General features: G+C 56.0%; 24 protein-coding genes. 3 read left to right on the forward strand and 21 right to left on the reverse strand.

Translation table 11 applies throughout. From position 1 onward, the window contains the following. Positions 1-2: 2 nt before the first annotated feature. The 13 genes from tap to flhD form a co-directional block, all read right to left on the reverse strand. Positions 3-1,604 (reverse strand): methyl-accepting chemotaxis protein IV, encoded by a 1,602-nt coding sequence (gene tap / locus GNG29_RS14190; protein WP_156654807.1) that lies wholly within the window; start codon positions 1,602-1,604, stop codon positions 3-5. A gap of 44 nt (positions 1,605-1,648) precedes the next feature. Further along, entirely contained in the window at positions 1,649-3,304 is a 1,656-nt protein-coding gene (gene tar, locus GNG29_RS14195; RefSeq protein WP_156654808.1) for a methyl-accepting chemotaxis protein II, read from the reverse strand. Positions 3,305-3,387: 83 nt separating this feature from the next. After that, positions 3,388-4,350 carry a spore coat U domain-containing protein gene (locus tag GNG29_RS14200; RefSeq protein WP_156654809.1) on the reverse strand — a complete coding sequence of 321 codons (963 nt, stop codon included), beginning with the start codon at positions 4,348-4,350 and terminating at the stop codon, positions 3,388-3,390. After that, on the reverse strand, positions 4,347-6,728 hold the full coding sequence (locus GNG29_RS14205; RefSeq protein WP_156654810.1) for a fimbria/pilus outer membrane usher protein: 2,382 nt from the start codon (positions 6,726-6,728) through the stop codon (positions 4,347-4,349). Before GNG29_RS14205 ends, GNG29_RS14200 begins: the two co-directional genes overlap by 4 nt. Further along, entirely contained in the window at positions 6,704-7,459 is a 756-nt protein-coding gene (locus GNG29_RS14210) for a molecular chaperone (protein WP_156654811.1), read from the reverse strand. The genes GNG29_RS14205 and GNG29_RS14210 overlap by 25 nt, the downstream gene beginning before the upstream one ends. A gap of 16 nt (positions 7,460-7,475) precedes the next feature. Further along, the gene (locus tag GNG29_RS14215) at positions 7,476-7,949 is read right to left on the reverse strand and encodes a spore coat U domain-containing protein (RefSeq protein ID WP_371816558.1); all 474 of its coding nucleotides are present in this window, start codon (positions 7,947-7,949) and stop codon (positions 7,476-7,478) included. Between the two features lie 86 nt (positions 7,950-8,035). After that, the gene (locus GNG29_RS14220; RefSeq protein ID WP_409201139.1) at positions 8,036-8,560 is read right to left on the reverse strand and encodes a spore coat protein U domain-containing protein; all 525 of its coding nucleotides are present in this window, start codon (positions 8,558-8,560) and stop codon (positions 8,036-8,038) included. Positions 8,561-9,081: 521 nt separating this feature from the next. After that, on the reverse strand, positions 9,082-9,585 hold the full coding sequence (gene cheW / locus GNG29_RS14225; protein WP_032611989.1) for a chemotaxis protein CheW: 504 nt from the start codon (positions 9,583-9,585) through the stop codon (positions 9,082-9,084). Positions 9,586-9,606: 21 nt separating this feature from the next. Further along, positions 9,607-11,634 (reverse strand): chemotaxis protein CheA, encoded by a 2,028-nt coding sequence (gene cheA / locus GNG29_RS14230; RefSeq protein WP_103180092.1) that lies wholly within the window; start codon positions 11,632-11,634, stop codon positions 9,607-9,609. A gap of 4 nt (positions 11,635-11,638) precedes the next feature. Next, the gene (gene motB, locus GNG29_RS14235; protein ID WP_103180093.1) at positions 11,639-12,568 is read right to left on the reverse strand and encodes a flagellar motor protein MotB; all 930 of its coding nucleotides are present in this window, start codon (positions 12,566-12,568) and stop codon (positions 11,639-11,641) included. Then, positions 12,565-13,452 carry a flagellar motor stator protein MotA gene (gene motA, locus GNG29_RS14240; protein ID WP_103180094.1) on the reverse strand — a complete coding sequence of 296 codons (888 nt, stop codon included), beginning with the start codon at positions 13,450-13,452 and terminating at the stop codon, positions 12,565-12,567. Before motA ends, motB begins: the two co-directional genes overlap by 4 nt. 121 nt (positions 13,453-13,573) lie before the next feature. Next, positions 13,574-14,152: a flagellar transcriptional regulator FlhC gene (gene flhC, locus GNG29_RS14245; RefSeq protein WP_103180095.1), complete on the reverse strand. Its 579-nt coding sequence runs from the start codon at positions 14,150-14,152 to the stop codon at positions 13,574-13,576. 2 nt (positions 14,153-14,154) lie between these two features. After that, positions 14,155-14,505, reverse strand: coding sequence for a flagellar transcriptional regulator FlhD (gene flhD, locus GNG29_RS14250; RefSeq protein WP_103180096.1), 351 nt, complete (start codon positions 14,503-14,505; stop codon positions 14,155-14,157). A 790-nt stretch (positions 14,506-15,295) separates the two neighbouring features. Between flhD and uspC the strand changes: the two genes are divergently transcribed. Beyond that, on the forward strand, positions 15,296-15,724 hold the full coding sequence (gene uspC, locus GNG29_RS14255) for a universal stress protein UspC (RefSeq protein WP_103180097.1): 429 nt from the start codon (positions 15,296-15,298) through the stop codon (positions 15,722-15,724). A 19-nt stretch (positions 15,725-15,743) separates the two neighbouring features. Here the strand turns inward: uspC and otsA are convergent, their stop codons facing one another. From otsA to GNG29_RS14285, 6 genes are all read right to left on the reverse strand, one after another. Then, positions 15,744-17,168: an alpha,alpha-trehalose-phosphate synthase gene (gene otsA / locus GNG29_RS14260; RefSeq protein ID WP_103180098.1), complete on the reverse strand. Its 1,425-nt coding sequence runs from the start codon at positions 17,166-17,168 to the stop codon at positions 15,744-15,746. Further along, the gene (gene otsB / locus GNG29_RS14265; RefSeq protein WP_156654813.1) at positions 17,143-17,949 is read right to left on the reverse strand and encodes a trehalose-phosphatase; all 807 of its coding nucleotides are present in this window, start codon (positions 17,947-17,949) and stop codon (positions 17,143-17,145) included. Before otsB ends, otsA begins: the two co-directional genes overlap by 26 nt. A gap of 165 nt (positions 17,950-18,114) precedes the next feature. Continuing rightward, complete coding sequence (gene araH, locus GNG29_RS14270) at positions 18,115-19,095, reverse strand: arabinose ABC transporter permease AraH (RefSeq protein ID WP_103180100.1); 981 nt, start codon at positions 19,093-19,095, stop codon at positions 18,115-18,117. Positions 19,096-19,109: 14 nt separating this feature from the next. Beyond that, a complete protein-coding gene (gene araG, locus GNG29_RS14275) occupies positions 19,110-20,624 on the reverse strand; it encodes an L-arabinose ABC transporter ATP-binding protein AraG (protein WP_156654814.1) in 1,515 nt (504 codons plus the stop codon). Positions 20,625-20,692: 68 nt separating this feature from the next. Beyond that, complete coding sequence (araF, locus tag GNG29_RS14280; protein ID WP_103180102.1) at positions 20,693-21,682, reverse strand: arabinose ABC transporter substrate-binding protein AraF; 990 nt, start codon at positions 21,680-21,682, stop codon at positions 20,693-20,695. 315 nt (positions 21,683-21,997) lie between these two features. Beyond that, on the reverse strand, positions 21,998-22,555 hold the full coding sequence (locus tag GNG29_RS14285; protein WP_103180103.1) for a DJ-1 family glyoxalase III: 558 nt from the start codon (positions 22,553-22,555) through the stop codon (positions 21,998-22,000). A gap of 542 nt (positions 22,556-23,097) precedes the next feature. Here GNG29_RS14285 and GNG29_RS14290 point away from each other — a divergent pair. Next, positions 23,098-23,601 (forward strand): non-heme ferritin-like protein, encoded by a 504-nt coding sequence (locus GNG29_RS14290; protein WP_103181106.1) that lies wholly within the window; start codon positions 23,098-23,100, stop codon positions 23,599-23,601. A gap of 167 nt (positions 23,602-23,768) precedes the next feature. Here the strand turns inward: GNG29_RS14290 and GNG29_RS14295 are convergent, their stop codons facing one another. After that, entirely contained in the window at positions 23,769-24,020 is a 252-nt protein-coding gene (locus GNG29_RS14295; RefSeq protein WP_039030868.1) for a DUF2766 family protein, read from the reverse strand. Positions 24,021-24,116: 96 nt separating this feature from the next. Beyond that, positions 24,117-24,200: a stress response protein AzuC gene (azuC, locus tag GNG29_RS14300; protein WP_098946254.1), complete on the reverse strand. Its 84-nt coding sequence runs from the start codon at positions 24,198-24,200 to the stop codon at positions 24,117-24,119. A 212-nt stretch (positions 24,201-24,412) separates the two neighbouring features. Here azuC and GNG29_RS14305 point away from each other — a divergent pair, with 212 nt between their 5' ends. Next, positions 24,413-25,834, forward strand: a complete 1,422-nt coding sequence (locus GNG29_RS14305; RefSeq protein WP_156654815.1) for an MFS transporter — start codon at positions 24,413-24,415, stop codon at positions 25,832-25,834. Positions 25,835-25,864 lie beyond the last annotated feature (30 nt).

Below are 25,864 nucleotides of genomic sequence, written 5' to 3' on the forward strand. Positions count from 1 at the left end.
GTTCAGGTTCCGACTGGTACGGCCTGCGACCGCCCGACTTCTGTAACTGTTTCAACACGTTCATTCACATTAAATACTGCCACCAGCGAGGTAAGGTGATCCGCCTGGCCGGCTAACTGATCGGTGGCTGCCGCGGCCTCTTCCACCAGCGCGGCGTTCTGCTGAGTCACCTGATCCATCTGACTTACCGCCTGCGCCACCTGCTCAATACCGCGGCGCTGTTCATCGGATGCGGAGGCGATTTCGCCCATAATGTCGTTAACCCGGGTGACCGAGCTGACGATCTCGGTCATGGTTTTCGCCGCCGTATCCACCAGCGCCGAACCCTGCTGAACGCGGGACACCGACTCTTCAATCAGCACCTTAATCTCTTTCGCCGCGTTGGCGCTGCGGCTCGCCAGGTTACGGACCTCGCCAGCCACCACCGCAAAGCCACGCCCTTGCTCGCCCGCGCGGGCGGCTTCGACCGCGGCGTTCAGCGCCAGAATATTGGTCTGGAACGCGATGCCATCGATCACGCTGATGATGTCGCCAATCTTTTGCGAACTGGCGGCGATCTCATTCATGGTGTTCGCCACGTGGGACGCCTGTTCGCCCCCCCTCTTCGCCGTCTGCGCCGCGCTCTTTGCCAGACCAGAGGCCTGGCGGGCGTTGTCGGCGTTCTGCCCGACGGTGGCGGTTAACTGCTCCATGCTGGCTGCCGTTTGCGCCAGCGATGCCGCCTGCTGCTCGGTGCGCGAAGAGAGATCGTTATTGCCCTCGGCAATTTCGGCGATCCCGGTGTGCATGGCGTAACTGCCCTGACGCACCTCCGATACCGTTTCACGCAGCGAGCCCTGCATCGCCTTCAGGCTGGCGAAAATGGCCGAAATTTCATTTTTGCCGTATACCGCCACCGGCCGCGCCAGATCGCCTTTGGCAATGCTGTCGAAATGGCTGCTGATAATTGCCAGCGGCTGGACAATCATCTTGCGCGACCAGAACAGCGCGGCGCTGGTCAGCAACACCGCCAGCACAATCATGGTGGCGAAAATCACGCCGGACATGTGGTAGCTGTTGCGGCTGTCATTCCCCGCCGCCTGCACAAAGTTATTGATCTCCTGCTGCCAGGCGTCGGTGCTGGCGTCAAATGCCGCCTGCGATTCCTGCACTGGCGCGGTCAGGAAATCTGACAGCTGGTTGTTCTCAAGCCACGTCGCCTGATGCTCCAGATCGCCATACCACTGGCTGAACGCACCCTGCATCGCTTTTTTCAGCTCTGCGTCCTTCGCGCTAATCGCCGCCTGGCCGCTAAAGGTTTTGAACAGGCCATCAGCCTGCTTCAGGCTACCGCGTGCGGTCACCATCAGCGCCTTAATGTCATCGGGCGGATAGCTCAGGGCGGTTAAGGTGCCCGCTTTATTCAGCGCCGTGCTGGCCTGCAACAAGACTGCCCGACTCTGGGTAAGCAGCTCACGCTGCTGATTACTGCCCTGCATCTCCTGTAAATTTTGATAACCATCGCGAAAAGCCCAAAATGACAAGCCGTTACTGCCAACCTGCAACACCCCACAGAGAATCAAAATCAAAAACAGGGTGGTCGAGATACGAATACGATTTAACATCCACGCTCCCATTTAGCGGCCAGCAGCCGCGATTTAACGTACAATCAAAATGTTTCCCAATTCTCATCTTTCCCGGTTGCCACTGCGCGTACGTAAGCCGGTGCGTTAACCGGCGCGGCCGGTTGCGGGCTGACGCGCGATGAAACCGTGCTTGCAGGTCCAGAGTTAAGACGAAACGCCGAGACGGCCATCTTCAGACGGCTCGCCTGCTCTTCCAGTTGCGCCGCAGCGGCTGCGGACTCCTGAACCAGCGAGGCGTTTTGTTGTGTGACGCGATCCATTTCCGATACCGCCAGGGCCACCTGGTCGATACCACGGCTCTGCTCATCGGAAGCGGAGGCAATTTCCCCCATAATGTCCGTGACGCGGGTAACGGCATTCACGATGTCATTCATGGTTTCGCCCGCGCTCTCCACCAGCACCGAGCCGGTGTCGACGCGCGCGACAGAGTCTTCAATCAGAGCTTTGATCTCTTTCGCCGCGTTGGCGCTGCGGCTGGCAAGGTTACGCACTTCACCGGCGACCACCGCAAAGCCGCGCCCCTGCTCACCGGCACGCGCCGCTTCTACCGCGGCGTTCAGCGCCAGGATATTGGTCTGGAAGGCGATACCGTCGATCACGCTGATAATGTCAGCGATCTTCTTCGAGCTTCCGGCGATGTCGTGCATGGTTTTCACCACGCCATCCACCACCTTGCCGCCGCGCTGTGCGGTTTCGGAGGCGCTGTTCGCCAGCTGTGAGGCCTGGCGGGCGTTATCCGCATTCTGTTTCACGGTGGCGGTGAGCTGCTCCATGCTGGCCGCGGTCTCTTCCAGCGCCGACGCCTGTTGCTCGGTACGGGAGGAGAGGTCGTTGTTACCCATTGCGATTTCGCTGGTGCCGGTATAGATGGCCTCCGAGCCCTGACGCACGTTCGCCACCGTCTCGCTCAGCGAGCGCTGCATGTGGTCAACGCTGATGGCCAGCTGGGTGATTTCGCTGCGCCCGGTGATGGTCAGGGACTGGGTCAGATCGCCGCTGGCAATGTGACGGATATGGTCGATGACACGGTTTAACGGGTTAAGCAGGGTATGGCGAATGCCGTACCAGACCCCCACCAGTACGATCGCCAGCGCCAGGGCCAGGATCCCCATCTGCCATTTGGCAAAGGTGTAATCCTTTACGCTGGCATTAAACGCCGCCTGGTTACGCACGTCGGACGCGGAAACGTAATCCCGCAGAGCGGTCCCCAGCGCGTTCTGTTTTGACTGGGTTGCCTGGGCGAAATAGGCCTCCATGTTGCCGTTATCAAGGAACTGGATCAGTTCAGTGAGCGCCGCTGCATAGTCCCGGTATGCCTCATTGATGGTCTGGCTCACCTGCTCCATCGAAGGCTGTGGAGGGATGGCGCTGTAAGCTTTGAAGTGTTTATCCGCTTCCGCCAGCGTAGTGCGGGCGCTGTTCATCAGTTCCGTTTGCGGCTTAGCGGGATCGGTCACCATACGTGCGGAGGCGCGGCTCAGGTTGATGCGCGTTTGCAGCAGGTAATCCCAGGTGGAGGTGATTTCACTTTGTTGAACCCGGAACGCGTTAGAAACCGCGAAACTGTCCTGGTTGGCTTTAATGGAAGAGAAAAAGAGACTGCCGGAAACGAGCTGCAGCAGAGCGAAGACAGCCAGCACCAACATCAGCATTGTCACAACGCGCATACGGTTCAACATACAACACCTTCTCATTGTTTTGTTCTCGGTGTTATCGGCACAACTGAGAGGAACTTTACATTTGCGAAAGGGAAAAGCGCGGTTCAGAACGCGACGTCTACCACGAGGGTATCGCTGTAGTTGCCGGCAGGGGGCGTGGTCTGGTTGGGGAGGATGCGGGCAGTGTAGTTATAGGTGCGCAGCAGGCCGTCGGTACTCACCTGGGATGAGGCTCCGCTCGACCAGCGCTCGGTGCCGCTTACGCCCCAGCGGTTGGCGGTGGCCTCTTTATAGATCTCATAGCTCATGCGGTTGTTGCCGCTGGCCATGCGCCGGACATTATTCAGGGCGTTGAGGCCGTTATTGATGCCGATGGTATAGGCGCTGCCCTTGGTGCAGGTGACGGCGATGGACTGGGAGATGGTGGGGAAATTCTGTACCAGCGGCGCGCTGTTAAAGTTGATGTTCGGGGTGGTCATGGCGCTGCAATCATTGGTGACGTTCATATTGAGGGTGATGCTGGTCACCGCCGTACCGGTCTGAGGGGTCAGGCAGAGCCCCACGGCCCCTACCTGGCAGACGTTGTAATTAACGCTGAAGTTAAGCGTCACCTGATAGGGCCCGGCGCTGACGTTCTGCCCGGCGACGGTGCGGAAATAGAGCGGAATATTGTACTGTCTGGAACCGAGCAGCCCCAGCAGCGTGCTACCGCTCCAGGTGTAGGAGCGGGCGATCTGCACTTCGCTGGTGCCGGTGCAGCCCGACGCACCGCACAGTCGGGTGGGAATAACATCGGTGATGGTGGCGTTATCGGTGCGTTTCAGGGTGGCGCGGCTGGCGGCGCTGACGGTGGCGCCGGTGTAGTTGAGGGTGATGGAGTCGTTGGTCAGCAGGTTAAGCACCGCATCGCAGCTTACCACCAGGGTGCCGGTGGTCTGTACCTCGTTGCCCCCACTCAGGGCGAAAGAGGTCACGCTGCCAAAGCTGGCGTTGACGGTACTGACGGCACAGGCCCCCCAGCCGGTACCGGAGACCAACAGCAGCAGTAACAGCAGCAGGCGCCTCATGGTGCCAGCCTGCAGGTCAGCGGGCCGTAAGTTTGCAGCTTATGGTCCGGGTTAGGGGCAAGGGTCAGGGTCACCTGGCAATATTTGCCCTCCGGGGTGCGCACCTCCAGTGGGTTAACGTCATTCAGGTTCTCCAGCCAGGCGATGCCATCATAGCCCACGGTGGCCGGGGCGCGTGAGGCGCGTCGCACCTGGCTGCCGAGCGGAATATCCTGGCCCTCGCCGTCGTGCAGGATCACGCTGGCCACCCGCTCCTCCTCCATCGGGAAATCCACCAGATACCCGCTGTTGCGGCGCAGCGCCACCCGCCGCTCGGTCTCTTTTAGCCGGGTATCGGCGGGCAGGTTCAGGGTGTTGATGCTGTAGCTCGCCGGATAGTAGGCGGATACGCCGCTCACCAGCAGGTAGCCATTTTGGTTGGTTTTTCCCACCGGCTGGTTTTCGTAGCTTACCGGCACGTCGGGCTTGCCGTCGGTGCTGATGACCACGAAGGCGTCGTTGATCTTATTGGCGGCAAAGAGTTCGCCGTCCATCAGCACCAGCGAGCCCAGCGCCTCGCCCCACCAGGTCATCATGTCGCGCTCGCCGTAGGTGCCGCCCTGCACTTCAATACTGTTGTTACGCCAGCCCAGCGAGGCCTGCTGGTAGCTGCGGGATCGGGACTGGTTCGCCAGGGCCATGTTCCAGCTAAAGCCGCCGTCGGTGGGCATGGCGTGGTTGTAGTTAATGCGCTGGGTGCTGCCCGCGTCCGGGGTGTTTTCCAGGGTGACGGCGGCGCTGTCGCGTTCGCCGAGCGGAATTTGCAGCGACAGGGCGACCGTCCAGTCGCCCCGCTGCTGGTCCCGGCTGGCGGCAAGATAGATACTGCTGCTGCGCCACAGGTTGCGGCTCCAGGAGAGGTTGAGCAGCTCGGTTTTCTCGCTGTCGAAACTCTCCACCCCAATCCAGGCGGCGCCGATATTGCCATAATCACCCAGATTAAGGCTCAGGGAGTACTGGTCCGTATTGCGGCTAAGGCTGGCGATGGGCTGGTTGAATTCGTCGTATACCGTCGGCTGGTCGTAGAGGGCCAGGTTGCCAAAGCCGCGATCCCGGCGGCTGTGCTGGGTAGCGATGCTGAATTCGCTGGTGCTGTACTGGTAGCCCCAGTTAACCTGCCCCCCCTCTTCACCATACATCCGGCTGCGGGTATATGCGGTATTGACCACGCCGAAACGCCCCATTTTTACCACCGTGCCCACACCGCCCAGCGCCAGCTCTTCGGCCCCTTCGCCATGTCCTTCGAGGGTCAGCCAGTCGGTCAGCCCGTAGCGGTAAGAGCCGCTCCCCGCCGCCGGGCCGTAATCAAAGCTTTCAATACCGTAGTTGCGGCGCAGGCTGCCGAGGGTCACTGCCCCGTCGCTCAGCCCCGCCTTCAGCAGTTCGCTGGTGACGTAAAACGGCAGCGTGGTGCTCACCTGGCGGCCCAACGCATCGGTGGTGACCAGCACCGCATCTCCGGCGCCGTTGATATAGGGCAGATTGGTGAGGGTGAACGGCCCCGGCTGCAGGCGGGTGGAGCCGGCGCGATAGCCGTTAACGAACAGGTCTACCGAGGTGGGCACCGCCGCCTCCCCGGAGAACTCCGGCAGCGGCCAGGTGACCAGATCCGGGCGGAGCGAAAAGTCGCGGCCATAGCTGATGCCCCCCATGCGCACGCTGCTGCTCCAGCTGACGGCATCGCTGATGACATCCCCGGCGGTCCAGGTGGTGGCATTATCTTCATTGGTGACCAGCAGCGTGGTGTCGTAACGCACGTATCCCTCCTGCATGCCGCCGCCGGAGAGGTTTTTGCGCACAAAGCCGGTGGAGGAGAGAGAACCCCGCTCGTCAAAGTAGCGGAACTCATGCCAGAGCGAGGCTTGCCCGCCCGCATGATCGGTCTTGCTGGTATAGAAGTCATAGTTGAGCAGCGCCCCTCTGCCGTAGTGGGGAGTACTCTGGGTCAGCTCGCCGCCAAAGGGGGTGACCCGGGCGGAGATCCACTCCCGGGGCACGCTCAACAGCAGGCGCTGCCCGGCGCTGTCATACTCGCTGCGCACATCGGCGAGGGTCGTCAGATTAACCTCCCCCGGCGGGACATTTTCCGGCGGCAGGCCTGCGCGCAGCAGGTCAGCGCTGGAGACCAGATAATCGCCGTTGCGCCGGGTGACAGGCACCACCAGCCCGGTATCGTAGTGGTTGACGATCAGCGCCAGCTGAAAGACCGCTTCGTCGTTCAGGGACTGGGGCGCGGGCGGCGGCGGTAGCGCATCGTCGCCGGTGTTGGCCCAGCCTGCCGTGGAGACGCAAAGCAGGATCATCATCGTGCGTTTCAGTTGACGGGGGCCGACTGCCATTCGGTATCCCTGGCATTAATTTGCGCACTCATCTGGCCCGGCTGGGTGATGCCTGAGGGGAGAGGCCAGCTGCGTTCACTGCCCGGCAGAACATACCCCAGCAGACCGTCCGCCATGCTCCTTTTCTGTCCGCCCTGAGTCAGGGAAACCTGACTGAGCCGAACGTGGACATCACCCCGGTTACGTACCTGCAGCGCGGGCTGGCCGTTTTCGCGGATAACCCGCCAGCTCAGGTTGCGCGGCTCGGCAAGGGCATGATGTTCCCCCTCTTTGATGGTTTCGATCCCCTGGCCGTAAACAAACAGCGGAATGGAGTAGCGCATCTGCAGCTTAAGGCCGATCTGCGGCGTGGTGTTGTCCTGAGGCTGGGGAATTTCGTCGACGATGATGCGGTAGGCCTGCTCAACCCCCATCGGCACCCCGCCCTGTTTTATCAGGCGAATAAGCTGCTTGCTGCCTTTGGCAATAGTGACAATCGGCGGGCTGGCTACCACCTCCTGCTGGGCGGTGTAGCGCTCAAGGCCGCCCTCCTGGCGCCAGCGCACAATGCGCACCTGCATGGTGGTGGCGCTGTTGCCCTGGTTTTGCACCCACAGCTCGGTCGCTTTGGTATCGGCCGATAGCCAGGGATCGATGGGCCACAGCAGAATGGATGCCGCGCCCTGGGCGGCGTGCGCCGTTATCCCCAGCGCCACCAGCAGCGCCAGCGGGCCGCTTGCAAATGCCTTCATGGTCGTTCTCCCTGTATCACCAGGACAAGGTCACGGTGAGTTGATCTGAATAGTTCCCGGCCGGGCTAAAGCCCGTCAGAAGCGCCACGCCAAACAGCGGCAGGGCGATGTTATTGCTATTGGTATAAGTTACGGGTATGGCCTGGTTAACGCCGATTTCGCTGTTTGCCCCCAGCGAACTGCTGCTGTAGAGCCGGTAGGCGACCCGTTGGGTGCCGCCGGCGCGCTGCATATTGCGCACCGAGGCGTAATACTGTCCGCCATCGATGCTCATGCTCAGCGCCACCCCCGGCGTGCAGGCGATACTCAGCGAACCATTAGGCACAAAGCTGGTGCTGACCTGACCGCTCTGCACCCCGCTGTAGCTGCCAAAATTGAGCGCCCCCAGGACTCCGCCGGTGCCGGAAATCACCGAGCAGCCGGGAGTAATGGTGGCATTCACCTGAAACGACTGGCTGGTCACCGCCCGGGCACTGGTCGTCGTCAGCATCAGGGCGACCAGGCAAAAAATGGCATGCAGCCTCCCCTCACTCCACGACAGGAGTGATATGGTCATGCGCTTCATCAATCGCGCGGCTAGTAAGTGACGCTGACGTTTATGGTGTCGGTGTAGGTGCCAGGGACCACGGTGACGCTGTTGCCGCCGCCGGTAATACGGCCATAGAGCGTGTAGCTATTAACCCCGCCTGCGGTAGAGGCCACCGGGATCGGCGCGTTATTGGCGATCACGTTGTTAAAGCTGCTGTCGCTGAACAGGCTATATGCCACACCCTGAGCGGTATTCGCGGTGTTGACCAGATAGCGCGCTGGCGTGCCGGGCGTACCCACAACCGTTCCCGGCGCGGTGGAATTGGTATTGCCGGTAATGGCGACCGTGTAGCTGTCGGTGGTGCACTGGATGGTAAAGGTATTGCCCCCATTGGCTCCGGTGAGCTGGGTGGTGAGCGTGGAGAAGGTTGCCGGATGGGTACCGAAATCGAGGGTACCGAAGTTAATGCCGTTCTGGTTTGGCGATCCGTTGATCAGGCAGCCGTTGGTCAAGGTCAGGGTTGCGCCGATGGTCCCGCTGCTGGTTACCGCCTGTGCCGGAACTACCGCCATCGCCAGGGCCGATCCCGCCAATAACACCAAAATTTTTCTGTTCATTTTCCACCCTCCAGAAAATGTCGCCGTCGTTATCCTCTATTTTTGATAACGCTCAAATTGTTAGCACCCATTACTATTGTTAATAGGTGGTTAAAATCAATTTAGATTAAGGCACCGCGAACAACCACTTTAGCCAGACGGCTAAGACAAACGGCGTATTGACAAAAATTATCTTTTAATAACAACAGGATAAATTTTTAAAACACCTGAATATCGAAGCCAGGCGAGATAAAAAATAGGAATAATGTGATACAGATCACAATATATCTTCTTGTTTTCATTGGTTATTTTAATAGCGGTTAAATAAGAGTTAAGCCAGAGACACGATTACCTGAATTCGGGTGATGAATATATTCACAATTTGAATAAATAACGGGCAGAAATAAGAACAGGTCGGTACATAACGGGAGAAATAAATAAGGGGACCAGCATGGTCCCCTTGAAGTGTTGTCCTGGCCGCCGCAGCGGTGATGGCGTCAGGCTACGTGGCTTGCCGCCACGTCCAGCAGCGCCATCTCATCACTGTTCAGCAGCTTCTCGATATTCACCAGAATCAGCATACGGTCACCGAGCGCCCCCAGACCGGTCAGGTATTCGGTGGACAGCGTAACCGCGAATTCCGGCGCCGGGCGGATCTGCTCGGCGGTCAGGGAAAGGACATCGGAAACCCCATCAACCACAATCCCGACCACGCGCTGGCCCAGATTGAGCACGATCACGACCGTATTGTCATCATACTCGACATCGCCCTGGCTGAACTTCACGCGCAGGTCGACGATTGGCACGATAACGCCACGCAGGTTGGTCACGCCTTTAATGAAATCTGGCGTGTTGGCGATGCGGGTCACCTGATCATAGCCACGGATCTCCTGCACCTTCAGAATATCGATACCGTACTCTTCGTCACCTAAGGTGAAAACCAGGAATTCCTGCCCTGATGGCTCGCCGGCCAGCTTGGTTACATTACTCATACCGGTCATTTTTTTACCTTCTTAACTGAATCAGGCGGCTGTGTGCGCCATACGTTGTTCACGATTTAATCCCTGAAGCGCCGAAACATCGACGATCAGCGCCACGCTGCCATCGCCGAGGATGGTGGCGGCTGAAATGCCAGGTACTTTGCGGTAGTTGCTCTCGAGGTTCTTCACCACCACCTGATGCTGACCAATCAGCTGATCGACCAGCAGAGCGTAACGGCGGCCTGCGCTTTGCAGAATAACCACAATCCCCTGCGTGGCTTCGGTTTTGGCGCCGTCCACGTCGAACACTTTCCACAGTTCCACCAGCGGCAGGTATTCGCCACGCACTTCCAGCACGCGCTCACCGCCTGCCAGCGGGTGCAGATCTTCTTCACGCGGCTGCAGCGATTCCATCACCGCGTTCAGCGGCAGGATGAACACTTCGTCCGCCACTTTGACCGACATGCCGTCGAGGATCGCCAGCGTCAGCGGCAGCAGAATGCGGATAGTGGTACCTGAGCCCTGCTTCGACTTGATCTCAACGTGGCCGCCCATCTCCTGGATGTTGCGTTTCACCACGTCCATACCCACGCCGCGCCCGGAGACGTCTGTCACCTGCTCCGCGGTGGAGAAGCCTGGGGCGAAGATCAGCATACCCACCTCTTCGTCGGTCATGTTTTCGCTGACCGCCATCCCCTGCGACATCGCTTTCGCCAGGATACGCTCGCGATTCAGGCCTGCGCCGTCATCGGTCACTTCGATGCAGATGTTCCCGCCCTGGTGTTCCGCAGACAAAATCAGGTTACCCACCGGGGATTTCCCTGCGGCAACACGGTTTTCCGGCAGTTCGATCCCGTGGTCAAGGCTGTTACGCACCAGGTGCGTTAACGGGTCGATAATGCGCTCAATAAGGCTCTTATCCAGCTCGGTGGAGCTGCCCATCAGCGTCAGTTCGATTTGCTTATTGAGCTTGCCCGCCAGGTCGCGCACCAGACGCGGGAAGCGGCTGAAGACGTATTCCATCGGCATCATACGGATGGACATCACCGATTCCTGCAGATCGCGGGCGTTACGTTGTAACTGGCCCATGCTGGTGATGAGATCGCCATGGTTGACCGGGTCCAGCTCGTTGGAGCGCTGGGCCAGCATCGACTGGGTGATCACCAGTTCGCCCACCAGGTTAATCAGCTGATCCACTTTTTCCACAGCGACACGAATACTGGTCGATTCGCTGGAGCGGGCGGCCGGTTTTTCACGCTCGCCGCGGTTTGGCGCAGCGGATTCGCCCGGAACGGCTTTCAGCGCAGGCGCGGCAGGTGCCACGGCCGGTACCGCCGGTGCAGCCGCGACTTCGGCCACTTCCGCCGTTTCTGCAGCCGGTGCATCGGTCACGGCCTCAAAGTCAATCTGCTCAGGTTCAATGACAAAACAGAGCACGGCGATCACGTCATCTTTGCTGATGCCGCCATCGAGGTTAGCTGCCAGCGTGTCCTTGCCCTTCACCACGTTGCTCAGGGTGGCGAGATTGCTCAGCTCTTCTTCCAGAAGGTTAACTTCGCTCTCTTTCAGGCCGGACAGCACCACGCGCAGACGGTTGTCAGCGGCAGGTGCGGCCGCCGGGGCGGGCTCAACAACGCTCAGTTTTGCCGGGCTGACGGCAACGGCTGCCGTCTCGCCTTTGGCTTCCAGCGCTAACTGACGCAGCGCGTTGCAGATATATTCAAAGCTGGCAGCGTCCGGCTCTTCCGAGCTTTTATAGGCATCGAGCTGTTCCTGCATAATGTCTTTCGTTTCCAAAAACAGGTTAATAATGTCGGTATTGAGCTGCATCTCACCGCGTCGGGCCTCATCGAGCAGGTTCTCCATCAGATGAGTGGTTTCCTGCAAAATGGTAAAGCCAAACGTACCGGCGCCTCCTTTAATGGAGTGAGCTGCGCGAAATATGGCGTTGAGCTGCTCTGAATCCGGCGCCTCGGGCACCAGATCCAGCAGGTGTTGCTCCATATCCGCCAACAACTCGTCGGCTTCATCAAAAAACGTCTGGTAAAAATCGCTAATATCCATGCTCACGCTATCACCTCGGATTGGCTGGTGGCGATGTTGGAACGGCAGCCGAAGGCGCAGGGCCTGGCTGTTTTAAATCATCCAGTGACTCATTCTGACTTTCGGCATTTTCGTGCAGGATGGCCTGCTCTGCCTGTTTGTTGAGCACTAAGAGACTAATACGGCGGTTGATGGCATCATCCGGGCCGCGGTCGGTCACGCGCATGGTGGCGGCCATGCCGACGACGCGCAGCACTTTGCCATCGTCCAGCCCGCCGATCACCAGCTCACGACGGGATGCGTTTGCACGATCTGCCGAGAGCTCCCAGTTGCTGTACCCTTTTTCGCCACCGGCGTAAGGGAAGTCATCGGTGTGACCGGAAAGACTGATTCGGTTAGGGATTCCGTTCAGCACTGGCGCAATGGCGCGCAGGATGTCGCGCATATAGGGCTCCACATCGGCGCTGCCGGTTTTAAACATGGGACGGTTCTGGCTGTCGATAATCTGAATGCGCAGCCCCTCCTGAACGAGATCGATCTTCAGGTGCGGACGCAGGGCGCGCAGCTTCGGATCCGCTTCGATCAGCTGATCCAGATCGCCGCGCAGTTTTTTCAGGCGGCTCTGCTCCATGCGTCTTTTCAGCTCGTCGATGTTCGGCTCGCGCTTCACCTCACCCTGCTTTTGCGTGTAGTCATCTCCACCGCCCGGGATCGGGCTGTCGCTGTTGGAGATACGCGGCCCCCCCGACACCGCCGTTGCCAGCGGGGTACGGAAATACTCTGCGATCTGAATCAGCTCTTTCGGGCTGGAGATAGAGATCAGCCACATCACCAGGAAAAACGCCATCATCGCGGTCATGAAATCGGCGTAGGCGATTTTCCACGAGCCACCATGATGGCCTCCATGCCCTTTATGCTTGCGCTTTTTGACTATGACGATGGGATGGGACTGGTTTTTCATGCGTCCTCAGTGCTCGTCTGCTGGTTTGGGTTCTTCACAGCGCGCACGTGCTCTTCAAGCTCAATAAACGACGGACGCTCGCTGGAGTACAGGGTTTTACGGCCAAACTCTACCGCGATCGGCGGGGCATAACCGTTAAGATTCGAGAGCAGCGTTATTTTGACGCACTGCATCATTTTGGTGGTTTCAGCGCTCTTCTGACGCAATACGGTCGCCAGCGGAGAGATAAATCCGTACGCCAGCAGGATGCCGAGGAAGGTTCCCACCATGGCGTGCGCGATCAAGGCGCCCAGTTCAGCCGCCGGACGATCCGCCGAGGCCAGGGCGTGAACGACCCCCATGACCGCCGCAACGATACCGAACGCAGGCAGGGAGTCACCCACCATCGCCAGGCTGTTGGCCGGGACTTCAGCTTCGCTTTCATGCGTCTCAATCTCTTCATCCATCAACGCTTCGATTTCGAAGGTGTTCATGTTGCCGCTGATGATCAGACGCAGATAGTCGACGATAAACTCAAGCATCATCTTATCGGCGATAATGCGCGGGTAGCTGGCAAAGATCTCGCTCTCTTTCGGATTCTCAATATCGCGCTCCAGGGAGAACATCCCCTGTTGACGCGACTTGGCCATCAGGCGATAGAGCAGCGCCAGAAGGTCCATATACATACTTTTGGTGTATTTCGAACGACGGAACAGTAACGGCAACGCTTTTAACGTTCCCTTGATCGCCTTGCCGTTGTTGCCAACGATAAACGCCCCCACCCCTGCACCACCGATAATAATCAGTTCGGCCGGTTGATAGAGTGCCCCAAGGTGCCCGCCGGTCATCATGTAACCGCCGAAAACTGTACCGAGAACTACCAGGTAACCTAATACGATAAGCACGACATCATCCTTCCGCTAGTGACTGTAGCCAGGATGCGCAGGTCGGGGTTTATCCTTCTGCGGGGCAAAAAAAAGCAGCGGTAATCTCTACCGCTGCTGGATCCTTGCCCACACGTTCGGGTTAAACAGCCTGTTCGATCTGTTCATCCAGCAGTTGTGGATTACTATCGGCAGCATCCCGGGAAAGTTTACGTCTTTTTACCGCACGAGACGGTGGTTGGCACAAACTGCAGGCGAAGCTGCCCGCGGGCTGATGTGCATGGGTGATAAAGTTGCCGCTGCAGCAGTTGCAGCGGGAGAGTTCCAGCAATCCGCTCTCAACAAAACGCACCAATGTCCATGCGCGGGTCAGGGCCAGCAAAGGGCCTTCTTCAGGCTGCGGGCACTGCTCGAGGTAAAGTTTGTACGCTTTAATGACCGCATCAACGCCGCTGCATAAGCCGGTCTTGAGCAGGTACTGCCAGGCATTACAGAACATGGAAGCATGAATATTCTGCTCCCAGGTCATAAACCAGTCGGTAGAGAATGGCAGCATCCCTTTTGGGGGTGGGCTGCCACGTAATTCTTTATACAACTTGATAAGACGGCCACGGCTCAGCTGGGTTTCGCTTTCCAGCATTTGCAAACGAGCACCTAGCGTAATCAGTTCCATGGCCAGTTGAATATCACGCGCTTCCTGAACAATGCTCTTCTCACTCATTTTTAGGCCCTTTTCTTACGGGCTACGTCATCAGGCTGGCTGATTTCGTTAAGCAAACGGGTAGAAAGCAGAATACCGGTGTGAACCTGTTGCAGATCATCCACGCGGGATTCCTGCGTCAGCTGCGTGACGGTCTGGTGATTATCAAAGCGGAACTGGCAAACCAGTTGGTTTGTCTCGGCCAGTTTCACCATCTGCGGCAACGTTAAACCGCCAAGCGTGGTGGCCATTTCTTCCTGAATACCCAGACGAAACATTGCAGAGGCTTTATCCTGGCTAATCAAACGTTGTGCAAGTAATAAATATGACAGGTTGATGTCATAGATGTGTTTTAGCAATTCGGATGTGTTCATTTATTCCTTCCCGAATAACACTTTAATTTCTTGTGCGGTCAACCCGCACCCCGTGATGTCGCCGGGAAAACCCCGGTAAAAAAAAGAAAAGGCTAAAACGCATAGTTGAATTAAGTTTTGTATCGATGAATCACGTTAAGAAAAACAAAATCTGTCTCTTACACATTTATCGCTTCTTACAATTAACTAAGACTTTTCCTAATTCGCGGCAACTTTACCCGTCCGATGTACCACATACAATGTGGCTTCACCTGAAATTTAAAAAAAATGTGACGCAGATCACATAATTTAAGTGAATTTTACCCAAAAATCCATCAGCACTCCTTCTAATTTGTTTGTTTTATGAGCGATTAAGCGCAGAATATATTCTTTCCGGGCGAATATTCATGCAGAAGTATGAACAAAGAGGGCATGTTAATTGCCTGTCGTTGTCATAGCGTAAACTGGCAACAAACCAGTCCATATCTATCACAGAAACACTTTGTCAATATGGTTTTAAAACAAAGGCTTATATGAAAAAGTGACAAAAGTTATTACCTGGCGTTATCATTTTTAGTTGAAGCATTTAGGTGGATTTTTTGCGATTACAGCGGGCTCAAAGCGCATGATTTACGTTTAGGAAGCGGATTTTTGCCCTTTCGTCCAGTCCCCCTGCAATTCATTGCATAAGAATAATTAATGAATAATTATGACAACTGTCACACTAATGCCATCTTTGGCTATTGCGCAAAAAAAGCATTCGCGCTAATGCTGAAGTATGTGCAATAACCACACAATGAAGGTGGGTAAAATGAGCTATTCCCATATCCTTGTTTCTGTTTCAGTTTCTCCTGAAAGTCATCAATTGATCGCCAAAGCGGTTGCTATCGCCAGGCCAACGCAGGCGCGTATTACGGTGGTCACGTTAATGGCCGAACCAGAGATGTATAATCAACTGGCAGCACCGATGCTGGAAGATATTCGTGGTGTTCTTCAGGAGGAAACCAGGCAATTTCTTGACGAGCTCATTGCCCGCGCAGAATATCCCATCGCGCAAACTTTGTGCGCGACAGGAGAATTAAGCGAGCAGATAAGTGATATATGTCAAAAGCAAAAGGTAGACCTGGTGATATGCGGAAATCACAACCACAGCTTTTTTTCACGCGCAGCATGTTCCGCTAAAACAATCGTCAGCAACAGTCAGGTTGATGTGCTTTTAATTCCACTCGGCGCAGAATAAAACGCCGAGTGGAATATAATCAGGCTAATTTAGGAAAGGTTGCGACCTTTTTTTGCAGATTGCTCTCCACGCTGCGGGGAGTGATCTGGTTCAGGTCCTCAATGAAGCGCGCCTGCCAGCGGTCTATGTCATTTTCGCGGATCACCTTCATCATGTCGGCATGACGTGAAATACGCTCCGTGAGGGGCATATTCAGCGCACGGTGCAGAGCATTGGCCACATCGTCCCGATCGTACGGGTTAACGATCAGCGCCGAGGTGAGCTCATTGGCAGCACCGGCAAACTGCGACAGCACCAGCACGCCCGGATCGGCCGGATCCTGCGCGGCGACATACTCCTTCGCCACCAGGTTCATCCCGTCACGCAGCGGCGTGACCAGGCCGACATCGGCATAGCGGAAGACCTTCATCAGGATCTTGCGTTCAAAATGCTGGTTGAGATAGAACAGCGGCGTCCAGCCCAACTGGCCGTAACGGCCGTTAATGCGACCGGCTTCGTTCTCAAGCTGATGTCGGATGTCCTGATAGGCCTGCACCTCGCCGCGCGAGGTCGGTGCGATTTGGGTATAGCGGATCTTACCGTGGTGCTCAGGATAATTCTCCAGCAGGGTCTCGTAAGCCTGGAAGCGTTCCGGCAGCCCTTTGGAGTAATCGAGACGCTCAACGGAAAAGATGTTTTTTACGTGCTTCAGCTCTTCTTTCAGCTGCGCCAGCTTAGGCGGTAGCGGCCCGGAGGCCTGCTCGATAATCTCGTCCGGCTCAATACCAATCGGATAGACCTCAGTGCGGAAGCGCTTGCCCCAGGCGGAGTGCGAGTCATCGTCATGCGCCGTCAGGCGCGTTTTGCTGGCCACGCTGTCAAGGAAGGCCAGGCGGTCATTTTCGGTCTGGAAGCCCAGCAGGTCGTAATCACAAAGCTCTTCAAGCAGCTCGTCGCTCGGCGGCAGCGCGTTGAAGATCTCCGGGGTCGGGAACGGAATATGCAGGAAGAAGCCAATCCGGTTGTTTACGCCGCGCTTGCGCAGCTCGCCGGCAAACGGCAGCAGATGATAATCGTGGATCCATAGCACGTCGTCCTGCTGGACTAACGGCAGCAGCTTATCGGCCAGCAGGCTATTGACCCGCGTGTACCCTTCCCAGGCCTCGCGCTTAAACTTTACCAGGTCGAGGCGATAGTGGAACGCAGGCCACAGCACGGCGTTGGAGAACTGGCTGTAATACTCATCGTAATTCTGTTCACTGAGATTAAATGAAGCCCAGGTGATATTCCCGCGCGTCACCTTTTTTAGCGGTTTGTCCTCATTACCAATCTCTCCACTCCAGCCAAACCAGAGCCCCCCCGTATTTTTTAACGCCCCCAGCACCCCAACAGCCAGGCCACCTGCGCTGGCTTTTTTATCATCCGGGGGAGCGATGCGATTAGAAACTACGATCAAGCGACCCATAAGGTTTTCTCCTGTTAATTTGCGCTATTTCTTGTTCTTGTTGATGGTTAGCGGCTTTAATTACCCATTGCCAGACTTCAGGTACCGTAGCCAGCCGCCAGCTGGCTTTGGTCTCACCTGCGCCGACTTTCACTGATACCCCTTTAAGCTGATTCACCACTTCAAAGCCATGCTCATCGGTGAGGTCATCACCAAAGAAAACCGGCGTTCTGCCGAGGAAAGGCGCTTCATGCATAAAGGCTGAGATAGCCTCGCCTTTGTGGATCCCTCTCGGTTTGATTTCGACCACGCATTTACCAGGCTGGAGTGACAGCTGCGGATTGTCGTGCACGATCTGTTCCGCCAGGGCGAAAATATTCTTCTCATATTCCTGAGCCTGACGGTAGTGGATTGCAAATGCCATCCCTTTGGCTTCAAGTTCGGTGCCAGGCAGATATAAAAGCGCCGTTGTAAGCTGCGCATGCAGCGTCTGGATCAGATCCGGGGGAAGAGAAACGGATTGCGAATGACCATGGATGTCGCGGCGCTCCGCCCCGTGTACACCGGCAAGCGGGAAACGGTAGGGTCTGGCGAGCTGGTCCAGCTCGGCCATTGAACGCCCTGATATCAATGCCAGTGCCCCCTCATTCAGCTGTGCCAGCTGATTCAGTGCCTGTAATACTTCTGCGGGAACAACTACCTCATCGGGGTGTGGCTTGATGGTAGCAAGGGTCCCGTCGAGGTCGAAAAAGTACGCAAAGTTTTCTGATAGTAAAGGCGGTGAAGTTAACGTATCGGCCACCCTGATCCTCCTTACAGTTGGCGAGATGAAAAACGGCAAACATCTCAGTAGCCATGTAAGTATAGACAGTGTGACGGGGCTCGCCATTTGACATCCCCCTTCCCGCTGCGGCTGGGAAGGGGGGCTACACTTAAAAGTTAAGTCGGGAGGGGGTGGAAAAAAGGGTTAAACGGTGCGCTTTGCTTTTTGCTTGTAACGGTCGAAAATCACCGCCGCAAGCAGGATTAGGCCACGTACCACATACTGCGAGAACGGGGAGATGTTCAGCAGATTCATGGCGTTCTCAACCGTGCCAAGAATCAGTATCCCGGCCACCACATATGAGATTTTTCCGATGCCGCCCTTCAGCGATACGCCACCTAAAACGCAGGCTGAGATGACGATCAGCTCATAGCCGATAGAGGTCATTGGCTGGCCGCTGGTCATACGTGAAGCCAGAATAATCCCCGCCGCCGCCGACACCAGACCGGAAAGCACGAAGATGATGATCTTGGTCCGTACCACCGGCACACCCGCCAGACGCGCCGCCTCTTCATTACCACCAATCGCCAGGGTATTACGGCCAAAAGTGGTTCTGTTGAGCAGGAAACCAAAGATGATCAGGCAGCCGACGGTCAGCCAGATAGGGGCTGGCAGACCGAGCCAGTTGGCGTAGCCGAGGGTAAAGAAGCGCTCATCTTCAATCCCCACCGCTTTACCGTCAGAGATGATATAGGCCAGCCCGCGCACAATCTGCATGGTGGCGAGCGTGGTGATCAGGGCATTGATTTTCAGGCGCGCAATCACGAAGCCGTTCACCAGCCCGCTGAGCACACCGAGCAGCAGCCCGGCCGCCACACCAATCCACAGGCTTTCGGTCATGTTAATGACCACTGCAGTGGTGACACCCGCACAGGCGATAACCGAGGCGACCGACAGGTCGAAGTCGCCGGATGCCAGACAGAACAGCATCCCGCAGGCCACCATGCCCGACATGGAGATGGCGAGCCCCAGCCCTTTCATGTTAATGAAGGTGGCGAAGTTAGGCACAAAGATGGCGCAGCCGAGGAACAGTACGGCAAACACGACCAGCATGCCGTATTGATCCCAGATCCGCCCAAAGCTGAAGGCCGATTTTGGCGCTCCGGATGTAGTGACAGAGGACATCTTATTCTCCTTACTCAGGCGACAGCCTGGCTGACTTTAGGCATGGCGAGGCTTAACGCCTGCTGTTCATTCGCCTGTTCATGTAGCAATTCACCGGCAATGGCCCCTTCACGCATCACCACGATACGGTCGGCCACGCCCAGTACTTCCGGCAGATCGCTGGAGGCGAAGAGCACCGCCACGCCACGTTTTGCCAGGGCATAAATGACGTTATAGATTTCGTGCTTGGCGCCCACGTCGATACCGCGCGTCGGTTCATCCAGCAGGATCACCTTCATCTCTTCCGACAGCCAGCGGCCCAGAATGGCCTTTTGCTGGTTGCCACCGGAGAGGTTCATGATCAGCTGTTCCGCGCCCGGGGTTTTGATGTTAAGCGAACGAATGTGGTGATCGGCGTTGCTAACCTCCCAGGTGTCGTTAATCAGGCATCCGGCACGGATGGTCTTCCGGCGGGCCGAGATATTGATGTTATCCCGTACCGAGTGCACCGGGATGATCCCGTCGGCCTTGCGGTCTTCCGGGCAGAGCATCATCCCTGCGCGAATGGCATGGGCCGGTTTCTGAATATCGACAGGCTGGCCGTCGATAAACACCTGCCCTGCGGTGATGCGGGTGCCGCCAAACAACCCTTTCATCAGCTCGCTGCGCCCTGCCCCTACCAGCCCGAAGAGGCCAACAATTTCACCGCTGCGCACCGTCAGGCTTATCGGGGTGCGTACGCCCGGGGCTTTAACCTCTTCGAGGCGCAGCAGTTCGCCGCCATACTGGCGCGGTTCCCAGTGATAGATATCACCCAGTTCGCGCCCCACCATCGCCTGCACCAGCAGGTCGTGGTTGACCTGCTGCATGTCGCTGAAGGTGCGGACATAGCGACCATCTTTAAACACGGTAATAGCGTCGCTGAGGGCGAAGATCTCTTCCATACGGTGCGACACATACAGAATGATGCGCCCCTCTTTGCGCAGCTCGCGGATCACCCGGAACAGGTTCTCGATTTCACGCGCCGACAGCGAGCTGGTGGGTTCGTCAAAAGCGATAATTTTGGCATTGCGCGCCAGCGCCTTGGCAATCTCCACCATCTGCCACTGGCCGATGGAGAGATACTTCAGTGGGGTCTGGGGATCAATATCCAGCCCAAGGTGCTTCAGCTGCAGACCGGCCTCATAGTTGAGCAGCGAACGGTTAACAAAACCGCCCTTATGCGGAAGCTGCCCAAGATAGATGTTCTCCGCCACGGTCATCTCCGGCACCAGATGCAGTTCCTGGTAGATGATGGCGACACCGGCATTCAGCGCGGCGGTGGTGTCCGCGAAGGCGACCTCTTTGCCCTGGATGGCGAGGGTGCCTGTCGTGGGGGTGTAGTTACCGCTGAGGATCTTCAACAGCGTGGATTTTCCGGCGCCGTTCTCACCCATCAGGGCATGAACCTGACCCGCATAGCAGTCAAAGCTGATGTCGGTCAGCGCGTTGACACCGGGAAAGGTTTTGCCGATGCCGCGAAAAGAGAGATACGGTTCAGACTGTTGCATAACGTCTCCGAGGATCGAGTAGTGAACGTCTGGCCCCCCGATGCCCGGGGGGCGCAATCACAGTGGAATTACTTACCGCCCAGTCCCTTTTTCTCCAGCTCTGCTTTGAAGTTGTCACGGGTGATCAACACCACGTCGGTAACTTCAGTGAATTTCGCTGGCTCGGCACCTTTGGTGACCCAGTTGTAGAGCATTTCGCTGGATTTATAGCCATGTACGTCCGGGCTTGGCAGCAGAGAACCGTAGAAGCCGGTGGCCTGCGCTTTAGAAAGCTCGCTCACCGCATCAACGCCGTTGATGCCGATGCCGATAACATCTGCCGCTTTGAAGCCCTGGCCTTCGGTGGCGCGCACGCCGCCCAGGACGGTGTTGTCGTTCATCCCCACCACCAGCCAGTGTTTCACTTCAGAGTGCTGCACCAGCATGGAGTTGGCCGCATCGAAAGCGCCCGGGATGTCGTTGGATTTGGTTGGCACTTTGTAGATCTGTTTTTCCGGGAAGCCGGCCGCTTTCAGGGCTTCCATCGAACCGGAGGTGCGACGGCGTGCGGTATCCAGTTCATCGGCGGTGATCGCCATAACCGCGGTGTCCTTCACGTCCCAGCCGCGTTTTTGCATCTCTTTATAGAGCTCCTGGCCCTGGCGCTCGCCGATTTTGGTCGCCGCCATCATCACCAGCGGCACGGTATCCATCGGCTTGCCCTTGGCGTTCACGAACTGATCGTCCACAGCGATGACTTTCATGTCGTAGCCACGCGCTTTCGCCACGATAGCCGAGCCCAGTTTTGGATCCGGAGTACAGATGACAAACCCTTTCGCGCCGCTGGCTGCCAGGCTGTCGATGGCGTTCAGCGTTTTTTCACCATCAGGCACAGCAATTTTAATGACTTCAAAACCCAAATCTTTCCCGGCTTTATCGGCAAATTTCCACTCTGTCTGGAACCATGGCTCTTCCGGTTGCTTCACCAGGAAACCGAGCTTCAGGTTCTCCGCCATAGCGGATTGTGACATAACGGCAGCCAGACCGATGGCCGCCAGCGCTTTAGTAAATTTGTGCATGGTTAACTCCAGCTTTAGCGTTTTAATTTGTAGGGGAATAACAACTAAAATGTTTTTAATCGGACTTAAAACAAGGCATTAGCGCCAGGCGTGTATTTAGCGCATTTGCTTGAGATAGTTTTAGCGGGAAATTAATCATCCATAAGAGAGCGCCATCACACCGCAGAATTACAGTAATTGAGTACATAGATTCAGCGGAAAAAGACATAAATATGCAGGTATTTGTCTGACAAATAGAAAGGGGTAAAGCAGATTAGTCCATAAGATTAGCTAAGATATCCTTGTGATCCGGGCGCGCGGGCGCCCGGCATAATATTACCAGGGATAGTAGATATGCTCGGCGTGATCGCGTACCGGTGCTTCCTCACCCAGCAGACGTGCTGAGAGCGTCAGCGCAAAGTCAAAGGCATGGCCCAGTCCCTTGCCGCTGATGAGGTTGCCATCTTCCACCACTGGCGCATCGACATATTCGCCGTCCTGAATCTCCTGCCAGAGTTCCCCCGAGCAGACATAGCGACGCCCTTTTAACAGGCCATTGCCGCCCAGCACACGCGCCGCAGCCGAACAAATTGGAGCGATAAATTTACCCGCTTCGTCATGCGCGGCGACAAAACGCACCACATCTGCACTGGCCGCCAGATTCACGCTGCCCTGCGGGCCGCCGGGTAATACGACCGCATCGTAGTAACTGTCGATTTTTTCGCTGAGGGTGCTGTCCGCCACCATCGGGATATTATGGTAGCTCACAACCGCCCGCGACTCGGCGCAGGCCAGGGTATCTACCTCAATGTTGAGACGGCGCAGGATATCAATAGTGATAATCGCCTCCGCCTCTTCAAATCCGGGTGCCAGCAGCACCGCTACTTTTGCCATAATGAACTCCGTTAGGGAATATAAAACAATGTTTCATTTTCACAGCGTGTGTAGCGGAAAACTTCCAGCGGGATCACATATCGCACTATTTCCAGTAAAAATGATCTGACGCAATTTTAGCTAGGTGTAAAAATCCATTAATTACCAGAATTATCTGTATTCCACCTGACAGGAATAATTATCTTTTTTTTCGCTAAGCGCCTATTTCACCGCTCCTGAGAAAAACATAAAGTAATTTCACTTTTCGGATAGCATTAAATTTACACAAATCCTTATAATACAATCTCTTAATCATCTTCAACCTCGACCCTCCCCTCTCGAAATCCTCCATGTTTTTTAATTCCTGATGGGGGGTAAGGTTTAGTAAGAATATATTTATAAGGATTTTCTTATAATGGATTCGCTGTTATGATGAATTTTACCTGATGCCTGAAACGAATTTGGGATCACATACAGGGAAAACAGAATGCTTTTATTCTGTAGTGAACTATCGTTAATGATGATTATTTTTTGGTTACATAAACGAAGAAAAGGGAATGGATATGGCTGTCTCGGATATGATCACCAGGCTCAACACGCAGATGAACCTCGAGTTTCATGCGTCTAATCTCTCTTTGCACCTCAGCGAGTGGTGTTCAGAACATCAGCTAACCGGTTCCGCGACTTTCCTGCGCCTCCAGGCGCAGAGCAACGTTACGCAAATGATGCGCGTTTTCGATTTTTTAAAAGCATCAGGCGCTATGCCGGTTTTGAAACCCGTGGATATGACTGACGAAGAGTGCAATTGCCTGGAAGCAGTTTTCCAGCGCACGCTGGAAGAGTATGAGCAGCGCTGTCAGACGCTGAATCAATTAACGGATGAAGCGCGGAAAATGAAAGACACTTCTACGCTTAACTTCCTGCATGATATTGAGAAAGAACAGCAGCAGGATGGAGTATTACTTAAAACCATCCTTGATGAAGTTCGCAAGGCACGTCTCACCGGCATGGGTCTGGAACAGACCGATCGCCAGCTGCTTAACGTCGTCAGCCGTCAGCACCACTGATTCTGCGCGTTAACTGAATTACCCGGCCTGTGCCGGGTAATTTTTTGCAAAAGAGTCAACACCCTACTGATGCAGAGCTTCATGTAACTCACATTTCGGACGACCCTGGGTCGCCCGTTCACATTATTCTCACAAAACCGTTTATAAAATCAAAACACCGGTTTATTTTAGTGAGACTCACCCTGCGGCGTGAACTTCAGCTCGATCAGCGCAATGGCTTTCTGCACGGCGCGCAGCGTAACAGGGTCGGCCGACGCAGGATTGCTGGCGAAATCGATGTTTTTCAGCTGACTGGACATTTTCTCGCGCACTTCTGCGGGAGCAATGATTTCAATCACATCAAGAATTTGTTTGATGACCAGCTGGCATGCAACGACGTCAGAGATCAGTTCCTGATCGGCACTCAGGTTTTGAGACATAGGCTTCTCCTGTTTGAAAGGCCGTCATAGTAGCAAAACGTCAGCCCTGATGCGGCGTACAGGCACAAAAAAACCTGCCGGAGCAGGTTTTTCTTATCAGAACATCGCGCCTGGCGGTACGTCCTTAAAGGTCTTGCAGTAGGATTCGAACATGCTTTTCAGAATTTTGCGCAATTTCATCGGTATGCTCCGGCTAAGTGTTATGCAGGTGTTAATGTTGATGCGGCTATAATATGACCTTCATCACAAAAATCAATGTTTTTGTGATATTCATCACGCCAGTTTATTTAAAACAAAACACCGTTCCGATTAAAATCTAATATTAATCAGCAAATTATCGCACCGCGGGTTACCGTAAATTTTTAAAAAAAATTTTAAGTGGCAGAGAAAAAATGACTGAAAATCACTCCGCTAAAGCGGCCAGCGGGATCTCTCCCGCCGCGCTGCTGGTGGCCGGCGCGTTCTTTATGGAGTTTCTGGACGGTACGGTGATCGCCACGGCATTACCCGATATGGCGAAAAGCTTTGGCATACAGGCGGTCGATCTTAATCTCGGGATCAGCGCCTATCTGATCACCCTGGCGGTACTTATTCCGGCCAGCGGCTGGATCGCCGATCGCTTTGGCGCGCGTAAGGTGTTTACCCTTGCCCTGGCGATCTTCACTCTCGCCTCGGTGCTGTGCGGTCTCGCCACCAGCGTGGATCAGTTCATCGCCATGCGCGTACTGCAGGGAATGGGCGGTGCATTAATGGTGCCGGTAGGCCGCCTTGCCGTATTGCGCACCACGCCCAAGCACCTGTTGATTACCGCCATAGCCACCCTCACCTGGCCCGCGCTGGTGGCACCCATCATCGGCCCGCCGCTGGGGGGCTTTATTACCAGCTATGCTAACTGGCGCTGGATCTTCTTTATTAACGTGCCGTTAGGGCTAATAGCTATCGTGCTGGCGCTGCGCATTATTCCCGATATCTATGAAGAGATCCGTCGCCCGTTCGATACGCCGGGCTTTATCGCCACCTCGGTGGCGATGGTGAGCCTGGTCTATGCCATGGAGATGATGGGGGCGCAGGAGGTGAATACAGGCGTGACCCTTGCACTGCTGGCAACAGGGATGGTGACCATGATTTATGCCCTGCGCCATTTCCGGCGCACCGAGTGGCCAATGATCCGTCTTGATGCCCTGCAGGTGCCCACGTTTCGCGTAACGATGTTTGGCGGCTCGCTGTTTCGCGCCTCCATCAGCGCCGTGCCGTTTTTGCTGCCGCTGCTTTTTCAGGTGGGCTTTGGCATGGATGCCTTCCACTCCGGTTTGCTGATGCTGGCGGTATTCGTCGGTAACCTGACCATCAAACCCGCCACCACGCCACTGCTGCGCGGGCTGGGTTTTAAAAAGTTGCTGCTGATCAACGGCGCGCTGAACGTGCTGGCCCTGCTGGCCTGCGCTTTCCTGACCCCGCAAACCCCGGTGTGGGTTATCATGCTGGTGCTCTATCTCGGCGGCGTGTTCCGTTCCATTCAGTTTACCGCCATCAGCACCCTTGCCTTTGCGGATGTGCCTTCGCCGCAAATGAGCTATGCCAACACCCTATTTTCCACCGCCACCCAGCTGGCAGTGGGGCTGGGGATCACCCTCGGCGCCATCGGGATCCGCATCGGCGAACTGTGTAGCGAATGGCTGGGGATGGCGTCGCTACCGGGCATCAGCTTCCGGCTGGCGTTTGTGGCGATTGCGCTGGTCTGTCTGCTGGGGATGGTCGATACCCTGCGGCTGGTAAAAGATGCCGGCAGTGCGGTATCCAGAAAAGAGGCATAAAAAAAGCCAGCGCAAGCTGGCTTTTTATCG

This window comes from Leclercia sp. Colony189 (assembly GCF_009740165.1).
Lineage (GTDB): Bacteria > Pseudomonadota > Gammaproteobacteria > Enterobacterales > Enterobacteriaceae > Enterobacter.